This window comes from Paractinoplanes rishiriensis, from assembly GCF_016862375.1.
GTDB classification, from domain to species: domain Bacteria; phylum Actinomycetota; class Actinomycetes; order Mycobacteriales; family Micromonosporaceae; genus Actinoplanes; species Actinoplanes rishiriensis.
On record NZ_BOMV01000049.1, the window covers coordinates 1 to 22,926 of the forward strand.

The 22,926-nt window shown below is 66.4% G+C and carries 24 protein-coding genes; 13 read left to right on the forward strand and 11 right to left on the reverse strand.

The window, feature by feature from the left end; translation table 11 throughout:
- Together Ari01nite_RS20490 and Ari01nite_RS49935 are read left to right on the forward strand one after the other, a co-directional pair.
- A partial coding sequence (locus Ari01nite_RS20490) for a winged helix-turn-helix domain-containing protein (protein ID WP_203782892.1) occupies positions 1–386 on the forward strand: 386 nt, incomplete at its 5' end.
- A gap of 162 nt (positions 387–548) precedes the next feature.
- Entirely contained in the window at positions 549–848 is a 300-nt protein-coding gene (locus Ari01nite_RS49935) for a transposase (RefSeq protein ID WP_239162876.1), read from the forward strand.
- A 164-nt stretch (positions 849–1,012) separates the two neighbouring features.
- Here Ari01nite_RS49935 and Ari01nite_RS20500 read toward each other — a convergent pair whose 3' ends face one another.
- A complete protein-coding gene (locus Ari01nite_RS20500) occupies positions 1,013–1,771 on the reverse strand; it encodes a NaeI family type II restriction endonuclease (RefSeq protein ID WP_203782893.1) in 759 nt (252 codons plus the stop codon).
- 1,156 nt (positions 1,772–2,927) lie between these two features.
- Between Ari01nite_RS20500 and Ari01nite_RS20505 the strand changes: the two genes are divergently transcribed.
- The 3 genes from Ari01nite_RS20505 to Ari01nite_RS20515 all read left to right on the forward strand — a co-directional run bounded on the left by Ari01nite_RS20505 (position 2,928) and on the right by Ari01nite_RS20515 (position 6,900).
- Positions 2,928–3,602 (forward strand): KpnI family restriction enzyme N-terminal domain-containing protein, encoded by a 675-nt coding sequence (locus Ari01nite_RS20505; RefSeq protein ID WP_203782894.1) that lies wholly within the window; start codon positions 2,928–2,930, stop codon positions 3,600–3,602.
- 68 nt (positions 3,603–3,670) lie between these two features.
- Entirely contained in the window at positions 3,671–5,074 is a 1,404-nt protein-coding gene (locus Ari01nite_RS20510) for a ParB N-terminal domain-containing protein (RefSeq protein WP_203782895.1), read from the forward strand.
- Positions 5,075–5,142: 68 nt separating this feature from the next.
- Entirely contained in the window at positions 5,143–6,900 is a 1,758-nt protein-coding gene (locus Ari01nite_RS20515) for a DEAD/DEAH box helicase (protein ID WP_239162877.1), read from the forward strand.
- 113 nt (positions 6,901–7,013) lie between these two features.
- Here Ari01nite_RS20515 and Ari01nite_RS20520 read toward each other — a convergent pair whose 3' ends face one another.
- Positions 7,014–8,255, reverse strand: coding sequence for a DNA cytosine methyltransferase (locus Ari01nite_RS20520; protein ID WP_203782897.1), 1,242 nt, complete (start codon positions 8,253–8,255; stop codon positions 7,014–7,016).
- 100 nt (positions 8,256–8,355) lie between these two features.
- On the opposite strand from Ari01nite_RS20520, the gene Ari01nite_RS20525 reads away from it, so the two are divergent.
- Entirely contained in the window at positions 8,356–8,823 is a 468-nt protein-coding gene (locus Ari01nite_RS20525) for a very short patch repair endonuclease (RefSeq protein ID WP_203782933.1), read from the forward strand.
- A gap of 127 nt (positions 8,824–8,950) precedes the next feature.
- Positions 8,951–9,790 carry a phosphoribosylaminoimidazolesuccinocarboxamide synthase gene (locus Ari01nite_RS20530; RefSeq protein WP_203782898.1) on the forward strand — a complete coding sequence of 280 codons (840 nt, stop codon included), beginning with the start codon at positions 8,951–8,953 and terminating at the stop codon, positions 9,788–9,790.
- A 1-nt stretch (position 9,791) separates the two neighbouring features.
- Here Ari01nite_RS20530 and Ari01nite_RS20535 read toward each other — a convergent pair whose 3' ends face one another.
- The gene (locus Ari01nite_RS20535) at positions 9,792–10,088 is read right to left on the reverse strand and encodes a DUF3040 domain-containing protein (RefSeq protein WP_203782899.1); all 297 of its coding nucleotides are present in this window, start codon (positions 10,086–10,088) and stop codon (positions 9,792–9,794) included.
- A gap of 300 nt (positions 10,089–10,388) precedes the next feature.
- Here Ari01nite_RS20535 and Ari01nite_RS20540 point away from each other — a divergent pair, with 300 nt between their 5' ends.
- The gene (locus Ari01nite_RS20540; RefSeq protein ID WP_275410858.1) at positions 10,389–12,617 is read left to right on the forward strand and encodes an LLM class flavin-dependent oxidoreductase; all 2,229 of its coding nucleotides are present in this window, start codon (positions 10,389–10,391) and stop codon (positions 12,615–12,617) included.
- 811 nt (positions 12,618–13,428) lie between these two features.
- Here Ari01nite_RS20540 and Ari01nite_RS20545 read toward each other — a convergent pair.
- Complete coding sequence (locus Ari01nite_RS20545; protein WP_203782900.1) at positions 13,429–13,617, reverse strand: hypothetical protein; 189 nt, start codon at positions 13,615–13,617, stop codon at positions 13,429–13,431.
- The gene (locus Ari01nite_RS20550) at positions 13,614–13,955 is read right to left on the reverse strand and encodes a hypothetical protein (protein WP_239162878.1); all 342 of its coding nucleotides are present in this window, start codon (positions 13,953–13,955) and stop codon (positions 13,614–13,616) included. Before Ari01nite_RS20550 ends, Ari01nite_RS20545 begins: the two co-directional genes overlap by 4 nt.
- A gap of 304 nt (positions 13,956–14,259) precedes the next feature.
- Here Ari01nite_RS20550 and Ari01nite_RS20555 point away from each other — a divergent pair, with 304 nt between their 5' ends.
- Positions 14,260–15,165 (forward strand): Sco1979 family transcriptional regulator, encoded by a 906-nt coding sequence (locus tag Ari01nite_RS20555; RefSeq protein WP_203782901.1) that lies wholly within the window; start codon positions 14,260–14,262, stop codon positions 15,163–15,165.
- Positions 15,166–15,589: 424 nt separating this feature from the next.
- On the opposite strand, the gene Ari01nite_RS20560 is transcribed toward Ari01nite_RS20555, so the two are convergent.
- Positions 15,590–15,826 (reverse strand): DUF397 domain-containing protein, encoded by a 237-nt coding sequence (locus Ari01nite_RS20560; RefSeq protein WP_203782902.1) that lies wholly within the window; start codon positions 15,824–15,826, stop codon positions 15,590–15,592.
- Positions 15,827–16,087: 261 nt separating this feature from the next.
- On the opposite strand from Ari01nite_RS20560, the gene Ari01nite_RS20565 reads away from it, so the two are divergent.
- A complete protein-coding gene (locus tag Ari01nite_RS20565) occupies positions 16,088–16,345 on the forward strand; it encodes a hypothetical protein (RefSeq protein ID WP_203782903.1) in 258 nt (85 codons plus the stop codon).
- Positions 16,323–16,694 (forward strand): hypothetical protein, encoded by a 372-nt coding sequence (locus Ari01nite_RS20570; protein WP_239162879.1) that lies wholly within the window; start codon positions 16,323–16,325, stop codon positions 16,692–16,694. The genes Ari01nite_RS20565 and Ari01nite_RS20570 overlap by 23 nt, the downstream gene beginning before the upstream one ends.
- 100 nt (positions 16,695–16,794) lie before the next feature.
- Here Ari01nite_RS20570 and Ari01nite_RS20575 read toward each other — a convergent pair whose 3' ends face one another.
- Complete coding sequence (locus Ari01nite_RS20575) at positions 16,795–18,342, reverse strand: MDR family MFS transporter (RefSeq protein ID WP_203782904.1); 1,548 nt, start codon at positions 18,340–18,342, stop codon at positions 16,795–16,797.
- A 109-nt stretch (positions 18,343–18,451) separates the two neighbouring features.
- Here Ari01nite_RS20575 and Ari01nite_RS20580 point away from each other — a divergent pair, with 109 nt between their 5' ends.
- The gene (locus Ari01nite_RS20580; RefSeq protein ID WP_203782905.1) at positions 18,452–19,051 is read left to right on the forward strand and encodes a TetR/AcrR family transcriptional regulator; all 600 of its coding nucleotides are present in this window, start codon (positions 18,452–18,454) and stop codon (positions 19,049–19,051) included.
- 96 nt (positions 19,052–19,147) lie between these two features.
- Here Ari01nite_RS20580 and Ari01nite_RS20585 read toward each other — a convergent pair whose 3' ends face one another.
- Complete coding sequence (locus Ari01nite_RS20585; RefSeq protein ID WP_203782906.1) at positions 19,148–19,711, reverse strand: TetR/AcrR family transcriptional regulator; 564 nt, start codon at positions 19,709–19,711, stop codon at positions 19,148–19,150.
- Positions 19,712–19,767: 56 nt separating this feature from the next.
- Between Ari01nite_RS20585 and Ari01nite_RS20590 the strand changes: the two genes are divergently transcribed.
- Positions 19,768–20,514 (forward strand): dienelactone hydrolase family protein, encoded by a 747-nt coding sequence (locus Ari01nite_RS20590; protein WP_203782907.1) that lies wholly within the window; start codon positions 19,768–19,770, stop codon positions 20,512–20,514.
- Here the strand turns inward: Ari01nite_RS20590 and Ari01nite_RS20595 are convergent.
- From Ari01nite_RS20595 to Ari01nite_RS20605, 3 genes are all read right to left on the reverse strand, one after another.
- A complete protein-coding gene (locus Ari01nite_RS20595) occupies positions 20,511–20,861 on the reverse strand; it encodes a hypothetical protein (protein ID WP_203782908.1) in 351 nt (116 codons plus the stop codon). The two genes, Ari01nite_RS20590 and Ari01nite_RS20595, sit on opposite strands and share 4 nt — an antisense overlap.
- 9 nt (positions 20,862–20,870) lie before the next feature.
- Positions 20,871–21,899, reverse strand: a complete 1,029-nt coding sequence (locus Ari01nite_RS20600) for a UDP-N-acetylglucosamine 2-epimerase (RefSeq protein ID WP_203782909.1) — start codon at positions 21,897–21,899, stop codon at positions 20,871–20,873.
- A gap of 91 nt (positions 21,900–21,990) precedes the next feature.
- On the reverse strand, positions 21,991–22,860 hold the full coding sequence (locus Ari01nite_RS20605; protein WP_203782910.1) for a hypothetical protein: 870 nt from the start codon (positions 22,858–22,860) through the stop codon (positions 21,991–21,993).
- Between the last annotated feature and the right edge of the window lie 66 nt (positions 22,861–22,926).

Here is a 22,926-nt window from a genome sequence, read left to right on the forward strand (position 1 = left end):
CCGCGACCATGTTCGAGTCGTCCCGATCGACTGCGCAGATCGTGTCTGAGCTGCGGGTTTCCGCGAAGTCAGTGCGGGAGTGGGGGAGAAGATGGGCAGCCGGAACAACGGACGCCCTCGCGTCGGCCGGGCCGGGTGGCTCGGACTATAGCCTCGTCGCCGACCAGCAGAAACAACTCGCCGAGATGCTCGACGCCGGGCCGGTTGTGCACGGCTGTGACGACGCCCGCCGGACCCTTGCCCGGGTGGCGGAGCTGATCGAACGCCGCTTCAGCGTCTCCTGCACCCTGCGCGGGGTGTCCTATCTGTTGCACCGCATGGGCTACAGCCAGCAGGTCCCCATATGCCGGGCGATCGAACGTGACCCGGAGGCGATCGCGAACTGATATCGCCGACGGTGGCCGTCGGTAAGAGGTTAGGGGCGGCGCGGAATGCGTGGATCTGCTTCCAGGACGAGCAGGCCAGGTGCTGCGTCCGCCGGTGGCCAAGACCTGGGCGCGCCGCGGGCACACCCCCGTGGTCCAGATCTCCGGCAAGGCTCCGGCCGCGTGTCGATCGCCGGGCTGGTCTGCCTCAAGCCCGGACACCGCGGTCGGCTGATGTGGCGCACCCGCCTGCACCGCGGCCGTGCCGGGGAACGGGGCAGTTTCAGCGAGGACGACTACATCGCCATCCTCGACCAGGCCCACCAACGCCTGCAGGCCCCGATCGTGCTGATCTGGGATAACCTCAACACCCACGTCAGCCGCCGCCTGCACACGTTGATCGCGGCCCGGACCTGGCTGACCGTGATCCGGCGACCGTCCTACACGCCCGACCTCAACCGGGCCGAAGGCGTCTGGCGGTGAATGAAACGCGGACTGACCAACATCGCCGCCCACGGCGTCAACCACCTCGCCAAACGCCGGCTACGCGCCTGCCAGCAACACACCGATCTCCTCGCCGGCTTCTTCGCCAACACCGGCATGACCCCTCGAACCGGAACCGGTATGACAACGCGAACCCCAGCCTTTCAACCTCTGTAGCTCCGGTTGAGCGGGACCGCAACCCATGCTCCCTTCGGAAGCTCGAACCCGAGGCGCTTAGCCTTCTCACGTTCTTCGACCCACGTCTCGACGAGCAGTTCGAACCCGGCTTGCCGGATCGCCTCCTTCGCTTGCCGCGCCCGACGTAGCGGGTCGGCCAGCTGGAAACCCACGGTCTCGATCACCTGGCGGGGGAACATGGTGTTGGGTAAGCGCGTGAATAGGGCGGTCAGCCGGATTACCAGGCCGGCGTAAGGATCGAATACGGCAGCCACGCCTGCCGCATCTAGAAGGCGTAAAGGGTTCCTTGACATAGCTGTTTCAGGGTAGAGCGGAACAGCGTACTTCCTGAGTGCGTCGACGATCACTCCCCGCTTCTGGTCCCGGTTACCTTGCCCGCCGTGCAACCAGGCGCGGTGTGTCCTCATTAGCCAGGCGGAGTGCTTATCTCCCGCAACATTGATCTTCACAAGGATGCACAGTTCACACTGCCCCTCGCGCGGGATACTCCAGTTCTCCCCAACGGTGCCCTTGATGTCGACTGGAACGTCGTTGATGAGTGTGTCCGGACTTCGGAGCTTTGGGAGCCCCAATGCGTCGAGCAGGTGGTACTGAAGTTTCGTGCCGACGGTTCGCCGCTCATCGCTGTCAACTAAGGGAGAAGCAAGATCGAACCTTCCGGTTCTTGCTCCATCGAGAACGTAATCGACGGAGGACTGGATGGCTTCACCGAAAATTTTGGACAACGAAGGGCTTTGACGTAACCAAGCCAGCGCTGTACGCAGCTCCTTGTCAGCGGCAGGATGCTCTAGCCGATGCGCTCCGCCACGGATGTTGATACAGAAGTCACCCGGTCCCAGGGTCAGTCCCTTCACCGCCGCTCCAGCCTTCGCGTCAAGAGCTCCCGTACGGCGTCAGTTTCCCCTATGTCAAGAAGTTCCATCATGATGCGTGTGTGATCCGGATCCATCCGTTGAGCGGCATACACGATGATTGCGGACGCTTCGTCAAGCAGTGCTGCTTGACGGCAGTCGGCAATCGCGGCCGCTACCTCGGCAGGTCTCCCGGCCCGGCCTATGTGGCGCACGATGCCGGCGGCGTCGGCTACCTGGTTAGCAGCCAACCTCAAACTGAGGTCCTCAATAACCGCCCATCGCCGCTGCCGGTCCCCCGGCTCGGGGGGGACCGGCAGCGCCGTGTCCTGGTCGATCGGCCGGACAGAGGCGAAAGCCGGCTCCGCTGGAACTCCTAGCGACGGCCCATTGCCGGACAGGCCGCAAGTCGGGCAGGCCGCTCCTGGCTTGGCCGTGCGTACCTCCTCGCACAGTTGCCGGACAACGTCATCAGGTGGCAGAACACGGTCGCTCCTGCCCGCGTATCTCGCTGCCAGCTGGTGAATCGACATCACCAAGTCGACGTGAGGCCGTTTCCGCTTTCCTCGAACTAGGTCCGAAACGAGCGACTTCGATACGTTGCACTCGTGAGCTATCGCCCGCTGAGAGATGCCGCTGTCACTCAGGATGTCGAAGCAATCACCGATTGCTCGAGTAAGGTCGCGCAACGCACCAGGCGGAAGTTCCTTTTGGGTACGGTGTCCCAATTTGGGCAATTTGCGACTCCAGTCCACGGCGTGAGTGTGTGACCCCTCCAAGCTTGTGGGGGGTCCCTCCGAGCCTTCGCACCTGCATTCTGCCGCTCGAATGAGCGTACCGCCGGTCCCCGTCTGTCCCGAATTTTTTCGGGACAGACGGATCCTTCCCACTAGGCCGTTTGTGGGGTTGATTGGTGAGGTCCCGGCTCACCTCGCCCGAGAATGATCGGTGCAGGCGCCGAAGATCTTGATCGCATCGATCGTTGGCGTGGGTGCCTTGCCCACGCCTAGAAGTGAGTGAGGGTTCCCTGATGACTCTGCCTGACTGGAGCGACGAACGTCTTGGCACTATGAAACGAGCGGCTCTGTGGCTCGTCCAGGTGATCGGCGAGGGTAACGTCTTCACGAAGAGCCAGCTTCGCGATGCATTCCCCAGCACAGCGCAGATTGACCGTCGCATGCGCGATCTGCGCGACTTTGGCTGGAAGATCGACACAAACCGCGAGGATGTGAGCCTGGACTCCAACGAGCAACGGTTCACTCAGATGGGCATCCCCGTCTGGGAGCCGGGCAAGGCCACACGTGGCGATGCCTCAGCCGTCACGCCGAGCCAGCGCAGGGAGATCCTCGTGCGCGACGGTTATAAGTGCCGCAGCTGTGGTGTTGGTCCGGGCGAGAAGTACGCGGGCATGGAGACTACGTCGCAGCTTGACATCGCCAGGAGGCGTGTTCGGATGCCAGACGGCCGGCTCCAAACCGACCTGGTGGTTGAGTGCAACCGTTGCCGAGTGGGAGGTCGTGACCTGATCGCCGACCTGCAGACCATCTTGGCGAAGGCGGCGGAGCTGCCGATGATCGAGAAGAGGATGCTGGCCGGCTGGATTGACGAGGACGCGCGAACCTTTAGCGAAGTTGAACAAATCTGGGCCGACTACCGCACGTTGCCTCTCGAAGCGCGCAAAGTGGTTCGTTCTGAGCTTCCGTGAACCTAGCTTTATTGCGCTTCACTCTCGATACGCCGCAACGCATCAACGCCGACTGTAAGGATTGAAGGATGACGACTGACTTCGGCCTCCCGCCGACCTCCGCAGCGGTCCGCGCGCAAGTTGAGGAGCGGCTGGCAGAGGTTCACAGGTCCAGTGGTGTGGCCGAGACGCTAAAGGTTGAGTTCCGCGGCGGACCGATGAACGTCCAGGTTATCGACATGCCGGTGATGAACCTCTTTTATAACCCGGGAACGCACCGCATCCGAGCGCAACGGAGCCATGACCCTGGCAAGGATGCGGTATTAAGTGCCGATCCGTGGACCGATGAGAGTCAGGAGTACCTGCACTACCTGCTAACCACGCAACCGGCGGATCCGTCGCGCCGTGATCCGCGCTTCGACGAGCTTAAGGAGAGCCTACGCGAGTACCGGCAGCTTGAACCGGGTCTGATTACTCGCGACGGCATCCTGGTCAATGCGAACACTCGCCGGGCCGCCTTAAAGGAGCTCGGATTTCCCTCTATCCGCGTCGGAGTTTTGCCGGCAACATGCACGTGGGAAGACATCCACGCAGTAGAGCTTACTCTGCAGCTGCGACAGGATCATCGCCGCGACTATTCCTACATCAATCACCTGCTGGCACTCGATGAGCAGATGACACTTGGCCGGCAATTGTCCGACATCGCCCGCATGTTCCACACGACATCGCAAGCGCTCGAGCGCGATGTATGGATCCTCAGCAATCTGCGGGATCTCGTGCGGCGGAGTTCTAACGGCGGATTCGCCTTGCGCTTGATGGACTTCGAAAACGCAAAGGAAAAACTTTTCGAGCTGTACCGGAGTGTTAAGGGAGAGCGGAATGCGGAGAAGGCCGATCTGTTAAAGGAGGCACGCTTGGCCGCCATCACGCTCGACTTCGCCAAGACTGACGTCCGATACATTGGGGCGGATTTCCAAAGCCGTTTCCTCGATCGGCGCCTGCCCGAGGAACTCAAACCTGCGGTGACAGTGGCAGCTGCCAAGACAATCCCCGGCCTCAATAGGGCCGCACCTATGTCCGCACCGACGGTTGCTTCAGCCAAGGCACTCACGGACACTGTCTTGAAGGTGAAGGCTATCGAAACAGCAGGGGAAAATGCTGAACCGGTGGCGCTAGCCGAGGCCTCCAGGGTCAAGAAGCATCTCGTCGATGCCTTTGATGATGCGCTTGAGTTCGCCGGCAAAGACTTCCGGATGCGCAAGAAGCGGCAGGCTGCCCCCGACCGCGTCGCCGATGCCTGTAAGGATCTCGAGCAATGTGTTACCGATCTCGTGATGGCTCGTGGCAGTGGAAGCCTCGATCAGGAGGCATTCGATGACGCGCTGGTAAAGCTGCGTGATATTCTCGGCCGGGTGGCTGTTGAGGCTGGCAAGACGATCGAACTTCCTGGCGAAGGACTCGCATGGCTGAATGCGGTCGCGGGCGAGAAATGACCCCTACGCCGCCTACGCCCGATGCTTCGCTGCACCTGTCGTTCGACGTTACTCGCACGAGAGTGGTAATGCGGACGCGCGACAGCTTCCGCGAGGAGTTTGCCATCTTGATAGGCAGGGTCGCAGCGGGCGGCCAGACTGGACCCCTTACCGCCGAGATCGACCTCGACGACTTCCTCGCGGGGGTAGGTGAGCTCGCGTCGTGGACTGACGACGACGTCCGATGGGAGGACGCGCTTGCCAGCCTGGTGACCGCCGTTCTCGACGATGCCGACATTGCTGAGAGGCGGCTGACCGGCGGTGACGCAGTCGCAGACCTGGACTCCGTCGAGAGCGAGAATATTGAAAAGCTGCTCGGCGCAGGATGGACGGGCGAACTGACGAGTTTTCAGAAGCGCGATATCGCGAGCCTGTTGTCGTTGCGCCATGGAGCGAACTTCAGCGTTCCCGGGGCCGGCAAGACGCGCGTCGCTCTTGCCTTGTTCTCTGCCATGCGGGAGCGCGGTGAGGCGCAGCGTCTGCTGGTCATATGTCCAAAGTCCGCCTACGAAGCCTGGGAATTCGAAGGTGCCTTGTGTTTCGGCAACCTGCTGCGAACATCGATCATGGGAACGAGTCCCGAGGCCGGCGCTGAGCTCCTCATTGTCAACTACGAGCGGCTTGGGCGCGCCGTCAACGCACTATCCGCTTGGCTGAGGGCGTCACCAACAATGCTTGTTCTTGACGAGGCGCACCGTATGAAGCTCGGCTCGAGTGGTGCGTATGGGTCCGCATGTCTGGCTCTTGGCCCATTGGCCAGCCGAAGATTAATAATGACAGGGACCCCAGCGCCAAATGGCGCAAAGGATCTTGAGAGCCTGCTGTCATTTGTCTGGCCTGGCCATGGGAAGAGGGTTGTCGCTGATGCAGTCGGTGGCGGCAATCTAGCGTATGCAAGCTCGGTACTGCGCCCTCTCTTTACGCGCACGACTAAGGCTGAGCTCGGGCTCCCGCCGGTTAGCACCAGGATCCGCTACGTCGAACTGCCACCACTACATCAAGAAATCTACGAGGCGCTTAAGGGAAATCCCACAGCCCGGTCTGGAGACATCGAAGCGCTCGGCAAGGCGATGCTGAGAATGCTCATGGCAGCCACTAGTCCCGCATTGCTAGTCGAGGGCAGTACGCGGTACGAGCCGCTCAGCTATCAGGTTCCGCCTTTGGAAGCTTCCCCTGGTGACTCGCTCGGCAATCTGTTGAAGAATCTTCCGCGGTACGAGTTATCGCCGAAGTACGAGGCTGCCATCAAGATTGTTGCTGAGAATGCCGCGATGGGGAGGAAAACGCTAGTTTGGACGACCTTCGTGCGCAGCATTACCACGCTGGAGCGTCTCCTTGGACGTTTTAGCCCGGCGGTCGTGCACGGCGGAACCCCAGATCGCGAGGAGCAAATTCGTCGGTTCCGGGATGATCCGGAATGCATGGTGCTCATCTCGAATCCGGCGACCCTTGGTGAGGGAATTAGCCTGCACCATGAGTGTCATGATGCTCTCTACGTAGACCGAGATTTCATGGCGGGGCGGTTCCTGCAAAGCCTCGACCGTATACACCGGCTCGGCCTCGCTCCAGAGACGGAGACGCGCGTAACTGTGCTGGCTGCGCGAGGAACTGTCGATGAGGTAGTGACACGCCGCCTAGAGGAGAAGCTTGAATTCATGGGCAGAATCCTTGATGATCACGCCGTTCGCCAACTCGGTGACCTCCAAGAAGAGGACATTTCGGCGATTGGCGGTATGGACGCAGCTGACATCCGTGCTTTGCTGGCGCATTTAAGCGGGAGGGACTGAACTTGGGTGTCGTGCACTCGTTCCCTCGCCTGTTCGTCGTGATGGCCGGCTACTGCCCGGCCCGGCCACCAAAATCGGACGCCGTCCGTCATTCCTTTGCGTCCCAGGTCGTACTAGCTAATTTTACTTTTGTTCTTGGCAAAAAGGTCATTTCTGATGTGATCAGCCTGACCAACGAAAGCCTTGAAACTGCCGAGCCTATACTGGGCGCCGGAGGAGTGTTCCGTAACTTCGATCTCAAAATCCCGCTTGAGCAAGCTAATGCGTCGCTCTAGTTCAGCTGGCTCGATTCCCTTAGGTTCGGCTTTCATCAGGCGCGTAGCGGACACAAAACCACCGGCGGCGCGAAGTGCTAAGTAGACCGCATCGTGACTCGCGAGAGTCCGTTCGGCTCCGACGCCCTCTTTTCGCAAGGCTCTCATAACGGATCGTCCGACTGCCTCAGCGACTGGTGGCGGAAACGCGTTGCCAATCTGGCGGTACCTCGTGGTTTTACGCCCGGTGAATGTCCACGGGTAGTCGTCTGACCAGCCTTGAATGCGGGCGACCATTTCGCACGTGAGTTTTGGGCCGACCGGGAACCGCTGACCGCTAAGTGGTGCCGAGTCCGCCACACCAAGAGCGTCGACGCCAATTTCGGCCCAGGCGCGCTTAGCTCTGGTGGGCCCTAGATCGGCGCCGCCGTGCTTTTTGGAGCCACCGACGATGGTCGGGGCGACTTTATTAGCTTTGAGCGCCCATTCCTCGGCGCCTTCCCACCCCTTGGATGCCATAAGATCCCGAAGTGTTTCCCCGACCGTCACAATGGTTTGGGAGGGGGTTGGCCAGTAGAAGTAGGGAGCGTACTCCTCCTGAAGCGCAACTAATACGAAACGAGGACGAAGCTGGGGAACCTCAAAGTCAGACGCTTGGAGCAGCTTCCATTCTGCAATATAGCCGAGCGAAGCTAAGGTATCGAGAACATGTTGCCTGTAGCCTGAGAAGCGGGGCATGCTTAGTCCGCGAACATTTTCGAGGAGGAGTGCTTTCGGCTTAACCGTTCCGACTAGGCCAACCGCCCACGCGAAGAGATCGCGCTCATCGGTTGCTCCGAGCTGCTTTCCTGCGATAGTGAATGGCGGGCAAGGAACCCCGCCTGCCAGAAGCGAAACTCCTTTATAATCCCGCGGGTCCCACGTATCCGGGTCGGCGACATCGCCTGGAATTACTTTCCATGCCGGCCGGTTTTCCGTTAGCGTGGTGCAGGCGTTGGAGTCCAGCTCCACTGCAAGCTCATGGTTGAAGCCGGCCTTCTCAAGGCCGAGAGCCTGTCCGCCGGCGCCAGCACAGATCTCAACTACCTCGTAGCTGGTCACAGACTTCCTCCTTGTCCTGCGAGCGGCTCTCCGCTGATGCGAGTATCTTGCCCTAAGTTGGAGAGCGGAAAGTATAGGTACCCGGGGTGTTGACGTGGCTATGCGTGACGAGGCGGAAGCGCTGAGTGAGGCTCGTGCTTCTCGCCCTTATCCTGCACCTTTGAATGAAGGGCGCTCGCGCAACATGCGGGCGAATCGCCGGGCAAATACGAAGCCCGAGGTTCGGCTGCGCGCTGCGCTTCATGCGCTGGGCTACCGCTTCCGAAAAGATTTCGTGGTCAAGATTTCTGACGTGCGTGTGCGTCCGGACATCGTCTTCACTCGTCGGAAGGTAGCGGTGTTTGTGGATGGTTGCTTCTGGCACGTATGCCCCGAGCATGGCCGTCAGCCGACGATCAACGAGTGGTACTGGGCGCCCAAACTGCGTCGCAATATGGAGCGTGACCAGAGGGCGAACGAGCTGCTGTCGGGTGCCGGGTGGACGGTGCTGAGAATCTGGGAGCACGAGTCCGTTGATTCTTCAGTGGAGCGTGTGGCCTCATCGCTGGATGATCGAACATGTGTATGATGCTACAGATCTTTGCTAGCTAAGTAAATACATCGTTACCTGGGAATGTCCCTACAACCGTCGACCCAGCTTCTTCCCGGGCCGTTCGGTAGCGTGAGGCTGCTGAAGGACTCGTGAGGGGAACGACGTGGAGCTGTTGCACTCGGGGAAGGTCCGGGAGGTCTACGCCGACCGCGGGGACATCGTTCTCGTCGCGTCGGATCGGATTTCGATCTACGACGTGATCCTGCCTACGCCGGTGCCGGAGAAGGGGAAGATTCTCACTCAGCTCTCGCTCTGGTGGTTTGAGCAGCTTGCTGACTTGGTGCCCAATCATGTCATCAGCAGCACCGACGTTCCTGCCGAGTTTGCTGGGCGGGCCGTTCGGTGTGAGCGGCTGGACATGGTCATGGTCGAGTGCATCGCCCGGGGCTATCTGGCGGGTTCAGGGCTCAAAGAGTACGAGCGGGACGGGGCTGTCTCGGGGGTGGCGTTGCCGCCGGGACTGATTGAAGGGTCGGATCTGCCCGAGCCGATCTTTACGCCTACCACCAAGGTTGCCCCGGGCGAGGGGCACGACGAGTTCATGACGTACGCCGATGTCGAATCGGCGGTTGGCGCGGACGTGGCGGCTGAGCTGCGGCGGATCACGCTCGAGGTGTATCGGCGTGGGTCCCAGATCGCGGCCGGCAACGGGATCATCATCGCGGACACCAAGATTGAGCTGGGGTTCGCGGCCGACGGGACGTTGAAGCTGGGTGACGAACTGCTGACGCCGGACTCGTCGCGGTTCTGGTCGGCCGACGAGTGGAAGCCGGGCGGCACACAGCGGTATCTCGACAAGCAGTTCCTGCGGGACTGGTCGGGCACGCTGACCGACTGGGACCGCACCGACCCGGGGCCGGAAATCCCGGAAGCGGTCGTCGAGGCGACCCGCAACCGCTACATCGAGGTGTACGAGCGGCTGACCGGCGACACCTGGCGGTAGATCAGTCGGCTACCCGCGGCTTGCGATGCGACGGCCAAAGGGTCTCGCCGGTGCCGGGGCCGCGCTTGAGGTAGAGGACGGCGCCGTAGGCCGCGGCGACGACGGCCACGATCAGGCCGGTCCAACCGCCGAAGACTATGCACAGCGGCGCCGTTGTCCACAGGAGAAAAGCGAGCGCGGTGCGGATGCGGCGCTTCGGGCGGCACAAGCGATCCCAGCGCTGGGCCAGCCGTGGATCGTCGGCACGCAACTGCGTCACCATGCCGTCGAACACGGCCTTCTCGTTCGGGTCCAGCACCGGGATCACCTCCGCCTGCGGCACGCGGACGGGGCCTTGGCTACCCACGCGTACGGGCGCGAAACATGGGCTTGCGCCATCTGCCGATCAAAACGGTCGGCGGGAAAGCACCGGGCGCGGCCTCGGCTCGGCCCACCGGGACAGCCCGGCGGCCGGGTATGGCCCGGTGTTGCAGGCGGCGTGCCGCTGCACCGGGTTCGCGGCCGCTGCGGGTGGCCGGCGGGCCGTCGCCCGTACCTCCTCGTGGTTTGTGGTGTAAGACGCAGGTGGAGCGGGTGCCGGCCGACCTAGTGTCAAGGCGTGGATTACGGGCACTCGCTGGAGTTCGGGACGTTCATCACGCCGGTCAACGACGCGCCGGATGCGCCGGTGGCTCGGGCTCAGCTCAGTGAGCGGCTCGGGTTTGATCTGGTCACGTTTCAGGATCATCCGTATCAGCCGGGCTTTCTGGACACCTGGACGCTGCTGACGTGGGTGGCGGCGCGGACGTTGACGATTCGCCTGGCCGGGAATGTGCTGAACATCCCGATGCGGCCGGCTCCGGTGCTGGCGCGGGCGGCTGCTTCGCTGGATCTGTTGTCCGAGGGTCGGCTGTCGCTGGGGCTTGGCGCGGGTGGCTTCTGGGACGCGATGTCGGCGATGGGGGTGACGCGGCGGACGCCGGCCGAGTCGGTTGATCAATTGCGTGAGGCGATCGACGTGATTCGCGAACTCTGGCGGGCCGACGAGCGGGCGCAAGTGCGGTATGAAGGGGAGTATTACCAGCTCAAGGGGGCCAAACGGGGGCCGGCGCCGGCGCACGAGATCCCGATCTGGCTGGGTGCCTACAGGCCCCGGATGCTGCGGCTGATCGGGGCAAAGGCCGACGGATGGCTGCCGTCGCTGTCCTACCTGAAGCCCGGTGACCTGGCCCGGGGCAACGCGATCATCGACGAGGCGGCGGTGGCGGCGGGGCGTGATCCGCGCGAGGTGCGGCGGTTGCTCAACGTCTTCGGTGACCCGGCCAAGGAGCCGGCGCAGTGGGTCGACGAGCTGGTGCCGCTGGTGGTGGAGGACGGCATCGGCACGCTCATTCTCGGGTCTGACGATCCGGGCGAGCTGCAGCGGTTTGCGGCCGAGATCATTCCAGCGGTACGCGAGGAGGTGGCGCGCGCCAGGTCGGCGGCGGGCGTGCTGGCCGGGCCGGTGCGGAGCGTGGCGACGCTGGCCCAGCGGCGGGACGGCATCGACTACGACGGACTGCCGGGCGGTCTGCGTGCCATCGAACCGGGTGATTTCGGGTACGCCAAGGTGCGCTCGACCTACATGCGTGGCGGGTCGCCGGGTCTGGTCATCCAGCCGCGGGACGTGGGCGAGGTGGTGACCGCGCTCGCCTTCGCCCGTGATCAGGAAGTGCCGCTCGCGGTTCGCAGTGGCGGGCACGGGATCAGTGGCCGGTCAACCAACGACGGCGGAGTCGTGATTGACCTGTCCGCCATGCGGAACATTTCGGTTATATCCGTGGAAAATCGGCTCGTGCGGGTGGAGGCCGGGGCTCGCTGGAAGGATGTGGCGGCGGCGCTGGCGCCGCACGGATGGGCGCTGAGCAGTGGCGACTACGGCGGCGTGGGTGTCGGAGGGCTGGCCACCGCGGGCGGGGTCGGCTGGCTGGCGCGGCAGAGTGGGCTCACGCTCGATCACCTGCGGGCGGCCGAGATCGTGCTTGCGGACGGGTCGGTGGTGCGCGCGTCTGTTTCGGACAATTCGGATCTGTTCTGGGCGATCCGCGGGGCGGGAGCCAATTTCGGGATCGTGACGGCCTTCGAGTTCGAGGTCGACGAGGTGGGCGACGTCGGCTTCGGGCAGTTCGTCTTCGACGCCACGGACACGGCCGGGCTGCTCCAGCGGTGGGGCGCGGCCATGGAGGCGGCACCGCGCGACCTGACCACCAACATCATCGTCGGCCCGCCGCGGCGGGGGCAGGCATTGGCGCAGGTGTACGGGGTGGCCAACGCCGCCGATCCGGACACGATCATCGAACGGTTCACGCCGCTCGCCCAGATCGCGCCGCTGCTCGACCAGCAGGTGCAGTTGGTGCCGTACGCCGGGGTGATGAACGTGCCGGACGCCGCGCACGCCGGCCAGGGCGATCCGGTGGCCCGGTCCGGCTTGATCGAGCACATCACGCCGGAGTTCGCCGCGGCGGCCGCCGACCTGCTGACGTCGGGTGCGAGCTACTTCTTCCAGATCCGCTCGGTGGGCGGAGCGGTGGCCGACGTACCTGCCGACGCGACGGCGTATTCGCACCGATCGGCAAACTTCTCGGTGGTGGCATTCGGTGCATCAAAGTCCAGACTGGACGACGCCTGGTCGGAAATGTCCCGTCATTTCGCCGGGCTGTACCTCTCCTTCGAGACCGACCAGAGCCCGGAGCGGCTGGCGGAGGCGTGGCCACCGGCCACTTTGGCCAGGTTGCGGGTCTTGAAGAAGCGGTACGACCCCACAAACGTCTTCCGCGACAACTTCAATATCGACCCTTTGGGTGATTAGCTCTCGCTCCCCAGAGTGAAATCCCACTTGGTTGATCGTTAAAGTTATACGGTCGGTGATGAATTCGCGGGCCTTTTGTCCTAATCGGATCGAGGGCGGTTGGACGGTACGGCACGTGCCAATCTCTAGGTCGCTCTGCGCCGGGTGCTCACGCTGCGTGGTGGGTCGCCGAGGCGAGTGGAGCGTTCTTGCAGGTCGGAGTGCTGGCCGGGGCATATAGGGTAGTGCACGCATTCACGTGATTACATGGCAAATTGTCTGCGGCGTTGGTTGACGATTCACCCATTCGGGTGCGGGTGGGCGGGCCAAAGGTCCCTTGTGGAAGGTTCACGCCTCGGTCCAGCTCAGGTTGACACCACTCCGGCCGCGGCCGCCGAGACGTCCGCTGCCTGGAATTCGGCCGATCGGAGTGGTCGCTCATCCTGTGAATTGAGAACGAATCCCGCCCGAGGCTTGCTGGACCGGCTTTCGGGGACCGCCTGACCTCCGGTCAGGGGTGGTTGCTTGGCGCGGTGGCGTCGTTTACCTGGCGCGCGGTGGCGATGTCGCGTCTGCCTTGCGAGCGGTGGCCGGGTCGCGTGGGCAGCCCACGGGCCGGGTTCGATTTGCGGGGGCCGCTTCAACCGGGCGTCCTAGCTGGACGGCCGGGGCGAGACCCTGGCCACACCCGCGGCCGGCGCTGGCGTTTGTCCACATCGGCAGGTGCCTACGCTCGCCGGCTCGGCACCGTTACTCACCGGGATCGAGTTCGGCTACCGGAACGCAGACGCGCAGCGCGGCGCCATCTCAGTGCGTGACGAAGACCCGGGGGTCAGCTGCCGGTCGACGAGCTCACCTGGCGCCGTGGCCAGGCCGCTCCCGAGCCGCACCCCTCGCAGGCCAACTGCTCGCCGCAGGCCTGGCACCAGTCGTTGGTGCGGCGCAGGTACCAGCCCAGGGCCACCCCACCCAGCAGGCTCAGCAGGCCGACGATCGCGGCGACCGTGATGGCGCCGGTCATGCGGCCGAGTCCCGTACCGGGAGGCCCTTGGCGGTCACGTGGCCCCGGCCGCCACGGTCGCGACGGTCCAGGGCCGGGTCCTCGTCGGAGCGTGCCGACACGTAGGGCGCGGTGAACGTGTCGACGCCGGTGCCTCGGTGGGCGCCTGGGCGGTAGGTAACAGTGACCGCTCGCGGTGAGGCTGCCTCGATCACGCCGGCGCGCCAACCGTCGCGGTAGACCCAGACCGGGTCGGACGGGTGGTAGCTGTCGGCCGGTGCCACGTCGGCCGGGTCACGCTGTGGTGGTGCGGCGGTGGGCGTTGACGAGGGTGCCGGGGACGACTGTGCCGTTGACATCGAGATGGCCCTCCCAGGTCTCGGGGACTCGGTCGTCGGGGCGGCGTGTTTGCCACCAAGCCGGGCTTCGGCCGGGAGGCCGAACTTCCAGCACGCTGTGTCAGCGGGCAGTGCGTGTCTGTCAGCTATCATCCTCGCCAACAAGTGCGTCCGCAAGGCCGTCTGCACGTGCATCCGCATCGCGCAAATGCTCCGACGGTTACCGTCCGGAAGTACGCTAGTGCTGTTTCGTTGTGGACGATCTCCCCTTTAGGATGCGTAGGGACTGCGGCCGGCAGCCCTTGGACGGCGATGACGAACGGCGATGACGAGGAGCCAGGTGAGCGCGGGTTCGCAGGAGGAGGCACCGGGCAGCGGCCCTACAGTGCTGCGCATCCTGCTCGGCGCCCAGCTCCGGCGTCTGCGCGAAGCTAAGGCCATCACCCGTGAGGATGCCGGGTGGGAGATCCGGGCCTCGGGCTCCAAGATCAGCCGGATGGAACTCGGCCGGGTCAGCTTCAAGGAGCGCGACGTCGCCGACCTGCTGACCCTCTACGGGGTGACCGACGAGGCCGAGCGCGAGGCCCTGCTGGCCCTGGCCCGTCAGGCGAACAACCCGGGTTGGTGGCAGCAGTTCAGCGACATCATGCCGGGCTGGTTCCAGTCGTACCTCGGTCTGGAAGCCGCCGCGTCGCTGATCCGCACCTATGAAATCCAGTTCGTACCGGGCCTCCTTCAGACTCCGGAGTACGCACGAGCCGTCATCATGCTCGGCCACGCCGGCGTGACCCCTGAGGAGATGGACCGGCGGGTCGAGTTGCGCCGGCAGCGCCAGCAGATCCTCGACCGGCCGGACACGCCGCAGGTGTGGGCGGTCATCGACGAAGCCGTGTTGCGCCGTCCGATCGGCGGCGTCGACGTCATGAAGGCGCAGATCGAGGCCCTGATCGAGGCGGCCAGGAGGCCGAACGTCCGGCTCCAGATTATCCCGTTTCATGCTGGTGGCCACGCCGCTGCGGGTGGCCCCTTCGCGATCCTGCGCTTCCCCGAGCCGGAACTGCCGGACGTGGTGTACGTCGAGCAGTTGACCAGCGCGATCTACCTGGACAAGCGCGAGGACGTCGACCAGTACGCGATGGCGATGGAGCGCGTGTGCATCGACGCCGACCCGCCGAGCCACACCCAGGAGATCCTGGGCAAGCTGCTGCACGAGGTCGGCCGGCCCGCTTAGGCCCGCGCGCGCCGAAGGCGTACCGGGAAATGCCTTTGACCTGGCCTTATTTGCACTTGGTCAATAGTCACTGAGAATCTCGCACCCAGCCGTCGCGTATGCGGACAGTCACGAACGGTGCAGGTAAGCCGATCTTCCGCGATCGCGGTGAGCCGAACTCGCGTCTCGAATAGCGGGAGCCCGGGGTTCCGCCCGGTGGGCGGCCGGCTCGCAGATGCCGGCCGCCGCACTCGGCTGTCGCCGATGGCGGTCCGGCGACAACCGGGGTCTCCCCCCAGCGCGGGCAGCTTCGGGCAGCCGCCCCGTCTCGGGCGACGGGCGCTGGGGAGAGGCCCGGTCAGTTGGTCAGTGGGTACGGGCTCCGACGTGGACATGAGCACGCCGTTCCCGTTGCATGGTGCATTCTGTTCGGCCGGTCGGGAGTTCAGCCGAGCAGGTTGTCGAAGTCTCCGTCGCGGACTCCCAGGAGGAAGGCCTCGATCTCGGCCGGTGTGTAGATCAGGGCCGGGCCCTCGGGGTCCCGGGAGTTCCGAACGGCGACCTCACCAGTTGGCAGCACGGCGCACTCGACGCAGTTGCCGCTGGGGTTGCTGCGCCGGCTCTTCTGCCAGGTGACACCGTCCAACTGGCCGGCTGGGGTGCCGTTGACCGCGTGCGTCATTTGTTGCTCCCTAGGTTTGCTCCGGCCGGGGATCGTCCGGAGGCAGGTGGTCTCTCGTAATCGCTGCCTCACGCGGGGTGCAAATGCACGTGCATTTGGCCTTGCGTACTCACGGGATTGTGAGCATGATAACGCACGTACACATCTCTATGGGTGTCACTTAGGGTGACATCTTTTAGTGACGGGACGGTCGCGGAAACGGCGTCTGCGGCCTCGGCGCGAGGCTCCCTGGCGGGGGCGTACGAGCGAGAGGTGGAGACCATGTCGATTCCCAACATCGGACCCGAGCACGCGGACTCGGGCGACCCCGACGCGGTGGAGACACCACGCCGAGGAAACCCAGCTCTCGCCTTCCGAGGCGAGACGCTGACGGACGACGTGACGGCCGCAACGGCCCGAGCAAGTTCCGTCACCCACCGATTCGGCGGCGGCGTCAGGTATGCACTGAGCCGCCCGAACGCCCCGGCGGTCGATCCCGAGCCGCCGACGGAGGAGGGTGATTCCGACGCGCGCGAGTGAGCTGGTGCGTTGCGCGCGGGGTCGACGAGCCGGGCACGTACCCGGCCCACCGGTCCCGGTGCCCACCGCGCTGATCTTCCGCAACGGCCGGCTCCTGCCCCGCCAGCCCCGCTGGCCCGCGCACGAGTTCGCCGAGTCGGACTATCGCCACGGCTCCGGAACGCTCCGGCTCAGGATCGTGTACGTCGAATGGTCGACCTCGATCGTCCGCGACGGGGCCCGGTGGCTGGCCGCCGAGGCCATCGAGATCGACGTCCTGGGCCGCAAGGGCGACTTCCGCCGCCTGCTGATTCGCGAGGAACGGCTGCCCGCACCGATGGCCCGGAAGCGCCCGCGTTTGCGGGTGTGACGTTGTAACACTCGTTGCGCGCCGACGAAGCGCGCCGCCCGACCCCGGTCGGGCGGTCTGGTTCCCCCGTGCCAGGCCGCCCGGCCGGCCCCACCCCTAATTAGTTCGAGAGGGCGGGTTCGCGCTCGGCGGCTGGCTCCGGCAGGTCCACCGTGGAGCGCAGTGCCGTGGGGTTCATCAGGGCCGCCGCGATCACCCCGACCACCGCGATAGCCGCGGAGATCAGGAAGATGTGGCCGGTGGCGTCGCCATAGGCGGCCCGCACGATGTGCTGCACCGACTCCGGCAGGGCGGCCAGGTTGAGGCTGCTGGTGCCGCTCGAGCCGGACGCCGCCGCCGGCAGTTCCTGGGTCAGCGTGGCGGTCACCCGGTTGGCCAGCACCGCGCCGAGCACCGAGACGCCGATCGTGCCGCCCAGCGACCGGAAGAACGCCACCGACGAGCTGGCCACGCCGATGTCCTTGAGCGACACCGTGTTCTGCACCGCGAGCACCAGGTTCTGCATCGACATGCCGACGCCCACGCCGACCAGGGCCATCGCGGTGCCGACATACCAGAGCGGGGTGTCGTGGTCGAGCACGGACAGGCCGGCAAAACCCACCACCAAGATCAAAGTCCCGGTCACGATGTACGGCTTCAGGCGGCCGGACTTGCTGATCATGCGGCCGGAGATCGTCGACGACACCAGGACGCCGGCCATCATCGGGATGGTGAGCAGGCCCGCCTCGGTGGGGCTGTAGCCGCGGCCGATCTGGAAGTACTGGCCCAGGAAGACCGCGCCGCCGAACATGGCCATGCCGACCGCGAGGCTCGCGATGATCGCCAGCGCCGTGGTGCGCTGCCGGACGATGTCGAGTGGCACCACCGGCTCGGCCACCCGGGACTCCACCCGTATCGCGGCGGCCAGGATCACCAGGCCGGCACCGACCATTGCGGCGGTCTGCCAGGACAGCCAGGCGAACGAGCTGTCCACGAACGACACCCAGATCAGCAGGATGCTCACGCCCACCGCGATCAGCGTGGCGCCCAGGTAGTCGACCTTGACGTCGTCCCGGCGGACCACCGCGAGGTTCAGCGTCTTCTGCAGCACCACCAGCGCGATCACGGCGATCGGCGCGCCGATGAAGAAGCACCAGCGCCAGCCCAGCCAGGACGTGTCGACGATCAGGCCGCCGAGCAGCGGGCCGCCGACCGTGGCCAGCGCCATCACGCCGCCCAGGTAGCCGTTGTACCGGCCGCGTTCGCGGGGCGGGATCATCGCGGCGATCGCCACCTGGACCAGTGCCTGCACGCCACCCATGCCGAGGCCCTGGAACGCGCGAGCCGCGATCAACTGACCGGCGGTCTGGCTCAGCCCGGCCACGATCGAGCCCAGCACGAACACCACGATCGAGATCTGGATCAGCAGCTTCTTGCTGTAGAGGTCGGCGAGCTTGCCCCAGATCGGGGTAGAGGCCGTGGCGGTGAGCAGGGTGGCAGTGACCACCCAGGTGTACTGGGTCTGGCTGCCGTTGAGCGACCCGATGATCTTGGGAAGCGCGGTGGAGACAATGGTCGAGCTGGCCATCGCCACGAAAAGCACCAGGAGGAGGCCGGAGAGCGCCTCCATCACCTGGCGATGGGGCATGGTGCTGCTGGGTGCGCTCATGCGCGGCCTCCCGGGATGGTGTCTGTGCTACCTCCAACGTTCGGCAAAGCTTTCCCATTGCGCAAGTTTTCTCTTTGAGAAGCGAATCACACGCCGGTACGCTCGGCCGATGAGCACGACGGCGGAGCCCGGCCTGCGCGAACGCAAGAAGGCGGCGACCCGGCAGGCGCTGCACGACGCGGCGGTCCGGCTGGCGATCGAGCACGGCCCGGACCGGATCACCGTGGAGGCCATCGCCGACGAGGCCGGTGTCTCCCGGCGGACGTTCTCGAACTACTTCGGGAGCAAGGAGGAAGCCCTCATGCACGGCGACCTCCAGCGGGTCCGCAGCCTGATCGCGTCGGTGCGGGCCCGGCCGGTCGGCGAGCCGCCGTGGGCCGCGCTCACCGCGGCCGCCGCGGAGTTCTATCGCCAGCTGGGCGACCTCGACCCGCAGTGGGTGGCCCGGAGCCGCCTGGTGCGCCGCCACCCCACGCTGCTGGCGGCCCAGGTGCAGACCTTCGCCGCGGTGGAACGCGACCTGGCCGCCGAGGTCGCGGCCCGGTCCGCCGAGCTTGATCCGGGCGGGGTGCGGGCCCGGATGACCGCCGCGACCTTCCTGGTGTCGCTGCGGGTCGCGCTGGCGCTCTGGCTGGACGCTCCGCCCGGCACCAGCCTCGGTGACCTGGCGCGCGAGACGCTCGCGACGGCTGGCCGTGGCTTCCGATGAACGCGGCTCCGGGTGGGGGCCCGGAGCCGCGCTCTATCTGTTGGGGATGTACGTCGATTCTTGGTCCCGGCGTTGTTGGCCCACCTTGACCCGACCTTAAACATCCTTAAATGTGAGACCCTCCACGAGCAGCTCCAGCTGGCGGCGCCAGGAGTCCGGCTCGGCCGCCCTCGTCACCACCCCGGCATTGGCCCGCATCAGCAGGCTGAGATCCCGGCGGGTGAAGTCGGCCCGCAGCCGGCCGGCCGCCTGGGCCCGCGCGATCACCTCGTCGGCGCCGCGCTGCGCGGTCACCCGCAGCGCCGCCAGCCGCTCGTCGTCGTCGAAGTTGGAGGTCACCAGCAGTTCGGACAGGCCGCGGTCGGTGGCCTGCATCTCGAACAGCCGGCCCAGGTACCCGACGAACGCGACCCACGCGTCCGGCTCCTGCAGCGCCATGTCGGCCAGGGCCACGTACTCCGACATCTGACCTGCGAAGACCTCCGCGATCAGCTCGCGGCGGGTCGGGAAGCGGCGGTACAGGGTGGCGTTGCCAACCCCGGCCCGGCGGGCGATCTCGTCGAGCGAGGCGTCCAGGCCCTGCTCGCCGAAGACTTCGCGGGCCGCGGCCAGCAGCGCGGTCCGGTTGCGTTCCGCGTCCGCGCGCAGACGGTTTGCCATGAGGGACAGCGTACGACGAACGGGGACGTCTCCCCGGTTGATGCTAGGTTCGCGGTGTGCAGACGACAGTGCAGGTGACGACCCCTGACGGTTCGGCCGACGCCTATCTCGTGGTGCCCGACGGCGACGGCCCGTTCCCCGCGGTGCTGATGTTCATGGACGCGTTCGGCCCGCGCCCGCGGCTCGCCGAGATGGCCGGTCGGATCGCCGGGCGCGGCTACGCCGTCCTGGTGCCCAACCTCTTCTACCGCAGCGCGCGACCGCCGCTGATCGAGCCGGCCGAACTGGCCGACCCGGAGAAGCGCGGTGCCGCCTTCGAGCGGCTCGGGCCGATGATGCAGGCGCTGACCGCCGAGCGGGTGGTCGCCGACACCGGTGCTTATCTCGACTTCCTCGCCGCCCAGCCACCGGTCGGGCCGGGGCCGGTGGTGCTGGTCGGATATTGCATGGGCGGCCGCAACGGGCTGCGCGCGATCGCTGCCCACCCGGACCGGATCGGGGTGCTGGCCAGCTATCACGCCGGCGGCACGGTCACCGACCAGCCGGACAGCCCGCACCTGGGCGTCGGCACGATCACCGGCGAGGTCTATCTCGCGCACGCCGACAACGACCGGTCGATGACCGCCGAGCAGATCAAGACGCTCGAGGCGGCGCTCGACGAGGCCGGCGTCACCTACACCTCGGAGGTGTATGCGGGCGCGCCGCACGGATTCACGATGTCGGACAGCGCGATGCACCACGCCGAGGGCGAGGAGCGGCACTGGACCACTCTGTTCGCCCTGCTGGAGCGGGCCGGGCGCTAGTTCGCGTACAGGCCGGGGAAGTAGCGGTCGGTCGCGGTCACATCGTAGATCTGCCGGACCTCGGTGATCCGGCCGTCCGCGACCACCAGGAACTCCACCATCCGGGCCGAGCCGAACGGCGCCACCAGGTCGTAGACGAGCGTGGCGCCGTCGTCGGCCAGCGTGCTGTCCAGCACGGCCACCGAGTCGGCGAACGCCGCGATCCGGTGCTGCACCTGCACCAGTTCCTCGTCGTCGACCGGCGCGTCCAGGTTCCATTCGACCTCGACGTCCGGCGCCAGCAGGCGCCGCACCGTGGCCGGGTCGTCACTGGTCCACGACCGGGTCCAGAAGCCGACGACGTCCATGCGTACTCCTCAGGGGGTGGTGATCAGCGGGCGGGCCGGCATCGGTTCCGGGAACTGCCCGTGCCCGAGCAGGGCGGCGGTGGCCTGGGCGATCCGGCCGGCCGCGAGCCCGTCGCCGTACGGGCTGCCGGCCGTGACCATGACGTCCCGGCGCAGCCGGCTCTCCAGCAGGCTGCGGATCGCCGCCAGGATGGCCTCGGCCACCGGCTCGACCGTCCGGGCACCGCCGGCGTGCAGCGCCTCGGCGTGGCCGCCGCCGTCGCCCGGCACCAGCACCGGGGTGCCGGCCGCGAGCGCCTCCTCGGCCAGGTCGGGGTCGTCGGTGAGCACCAGATAGGCCGCCGACAGCACCCGGGTGCGATCCGGATAGGGCAGCGGCGCCGCGGCCGCGACGTCCACCTCGGGCCGCTCGGCGGTGAGCCGGCGCATCGCGGTGCCGACCGCGTCGTCGGCGGCGGCCCCGACGCCGACCAGGACCAGCGGGTTCGTCCGGCTGACCGGGGTCGTGCCGCGGGCGGCCAGCGCGGCCGTGGCGTCGACCGCGGTGCCGCCGGTGAGCAGCACGTCGCCGGCCACCACCCGTTCGTCCAGCAGGTTCATGGCGGCCTGCGGGGTCGCCGCCAGGTGCACGGTGGCCACCTGGGTCAGCAGCCGCCGGTCGGCCTCGGCCCGGTCGTCGGAGCGCAGTGAGCCGGAGCGCCGGCCGGCGTCCAGGTGCATGATCGGGATGCGTCGCCAGTACGCGGCCAGGCCCGCCGCCAGGTTGTCGCCGCGCACCAGCACGGCCGACGGCGTGCGGACCGCCCACAGCTGGTCGAGGCGGCGGACAGCCGCGGCCCGGCTGTCGGTGGCCGGCAGCGCGACGTCGGCGGGACGGCCGAACGCGGCGAACGTGCGCGCCACGGCCGCCGGATCGGCACCCCCGGCCAGCAGCACGGGCGTCAGCCGGCCCTGGGCTCGCATGGCGGCCGCCACCGGCGCCAGCCGGAGCGCCTCGGCGCAGGTCCCACCGACCAGGTGGACTTCGGGCAACGACATGCCAGGGACGCTAGGTTGTTACACAGCGTGAAACAAGATCTGACAACGCAAAGTAGCCGAACGGCCGTTATAGCAGGTCCGGGCGTTACGCTCAGTCAGGTGCCTGGTTAAGCAGTGACGGATCGTCGCGAAGCAGGGCGGCCAGGCGACGGGCCGCCATCTCGGTCTCCTCGGGCCGCTCGACCTTGAGCGGGATGGGCTTGGCCAGCGGGGCCGGCATCCCGTTGCGCTGCTGCGGCGCGGCCCGCTCGGCGGCGGACGGCTCGGCCGGGGCCCGGTGGTGCTCGGCGTGGATGCGGCGGGTCGCCTGGCCCGACTCGGGCATCTCCTGCCGTTGCGGCGGCACGGGTGGCGGCGGGGTCGCCGCGAACGGGTGCGGCGGGTAGTCGGCGGGCGGCGGGTATTCGGCCGGCGGCGGGTAGTCGGCGGGCGGTGGTGGCGATGCCGGCGGTGGCACCGGGACGCGGGAGGCCATGCCGAGGTCGCGCAGGCGTGCGCCGAGATCGCGGGAACTCTCGCCCGGGTCGTGGGCGGGATAGCGCGGGTCGGGCGGCGGCCCGTCGAACGAGCCGTAGAGACGCTCCGCGGTGTCGGACTCGCCGTAGTAGGGGTCGCGCGGATAACCGTAGGCGGTCGCCGGTGGCGGCGATTCGGCCGGCTCCTCGACGTCGATCTCGAAGTCGGCGTGCCGGGGTGTCGTCACTTCCTCGGACACCGGCGGGTTGTCGGCGGTGACCTGCACCTGGCCGTCGGTGAAGAAGAAGTGCAGCAGAATCGGCTCGCCGGCGCCCTCGGCGCCCACCGTCACGCCCAGCTCCGGGTGGCGCGCCACGACCGCCGCGATGGCCTCGACCAGCTCGGTCACGGCCTGCGGGGTGCCCGGGGCCTCCCCGTTGGCGCGCCTGCGCAGCTCGTCGCGGCGCGCGAGTTTGTCGAGCGCGTCGTCAAGTCCGCCTCGCACGTCACCGTCCTTCCGTCGCGGGTCGTCGACAACAACTCTGCCCGCTCGGAGGCCGATTTGGAAACC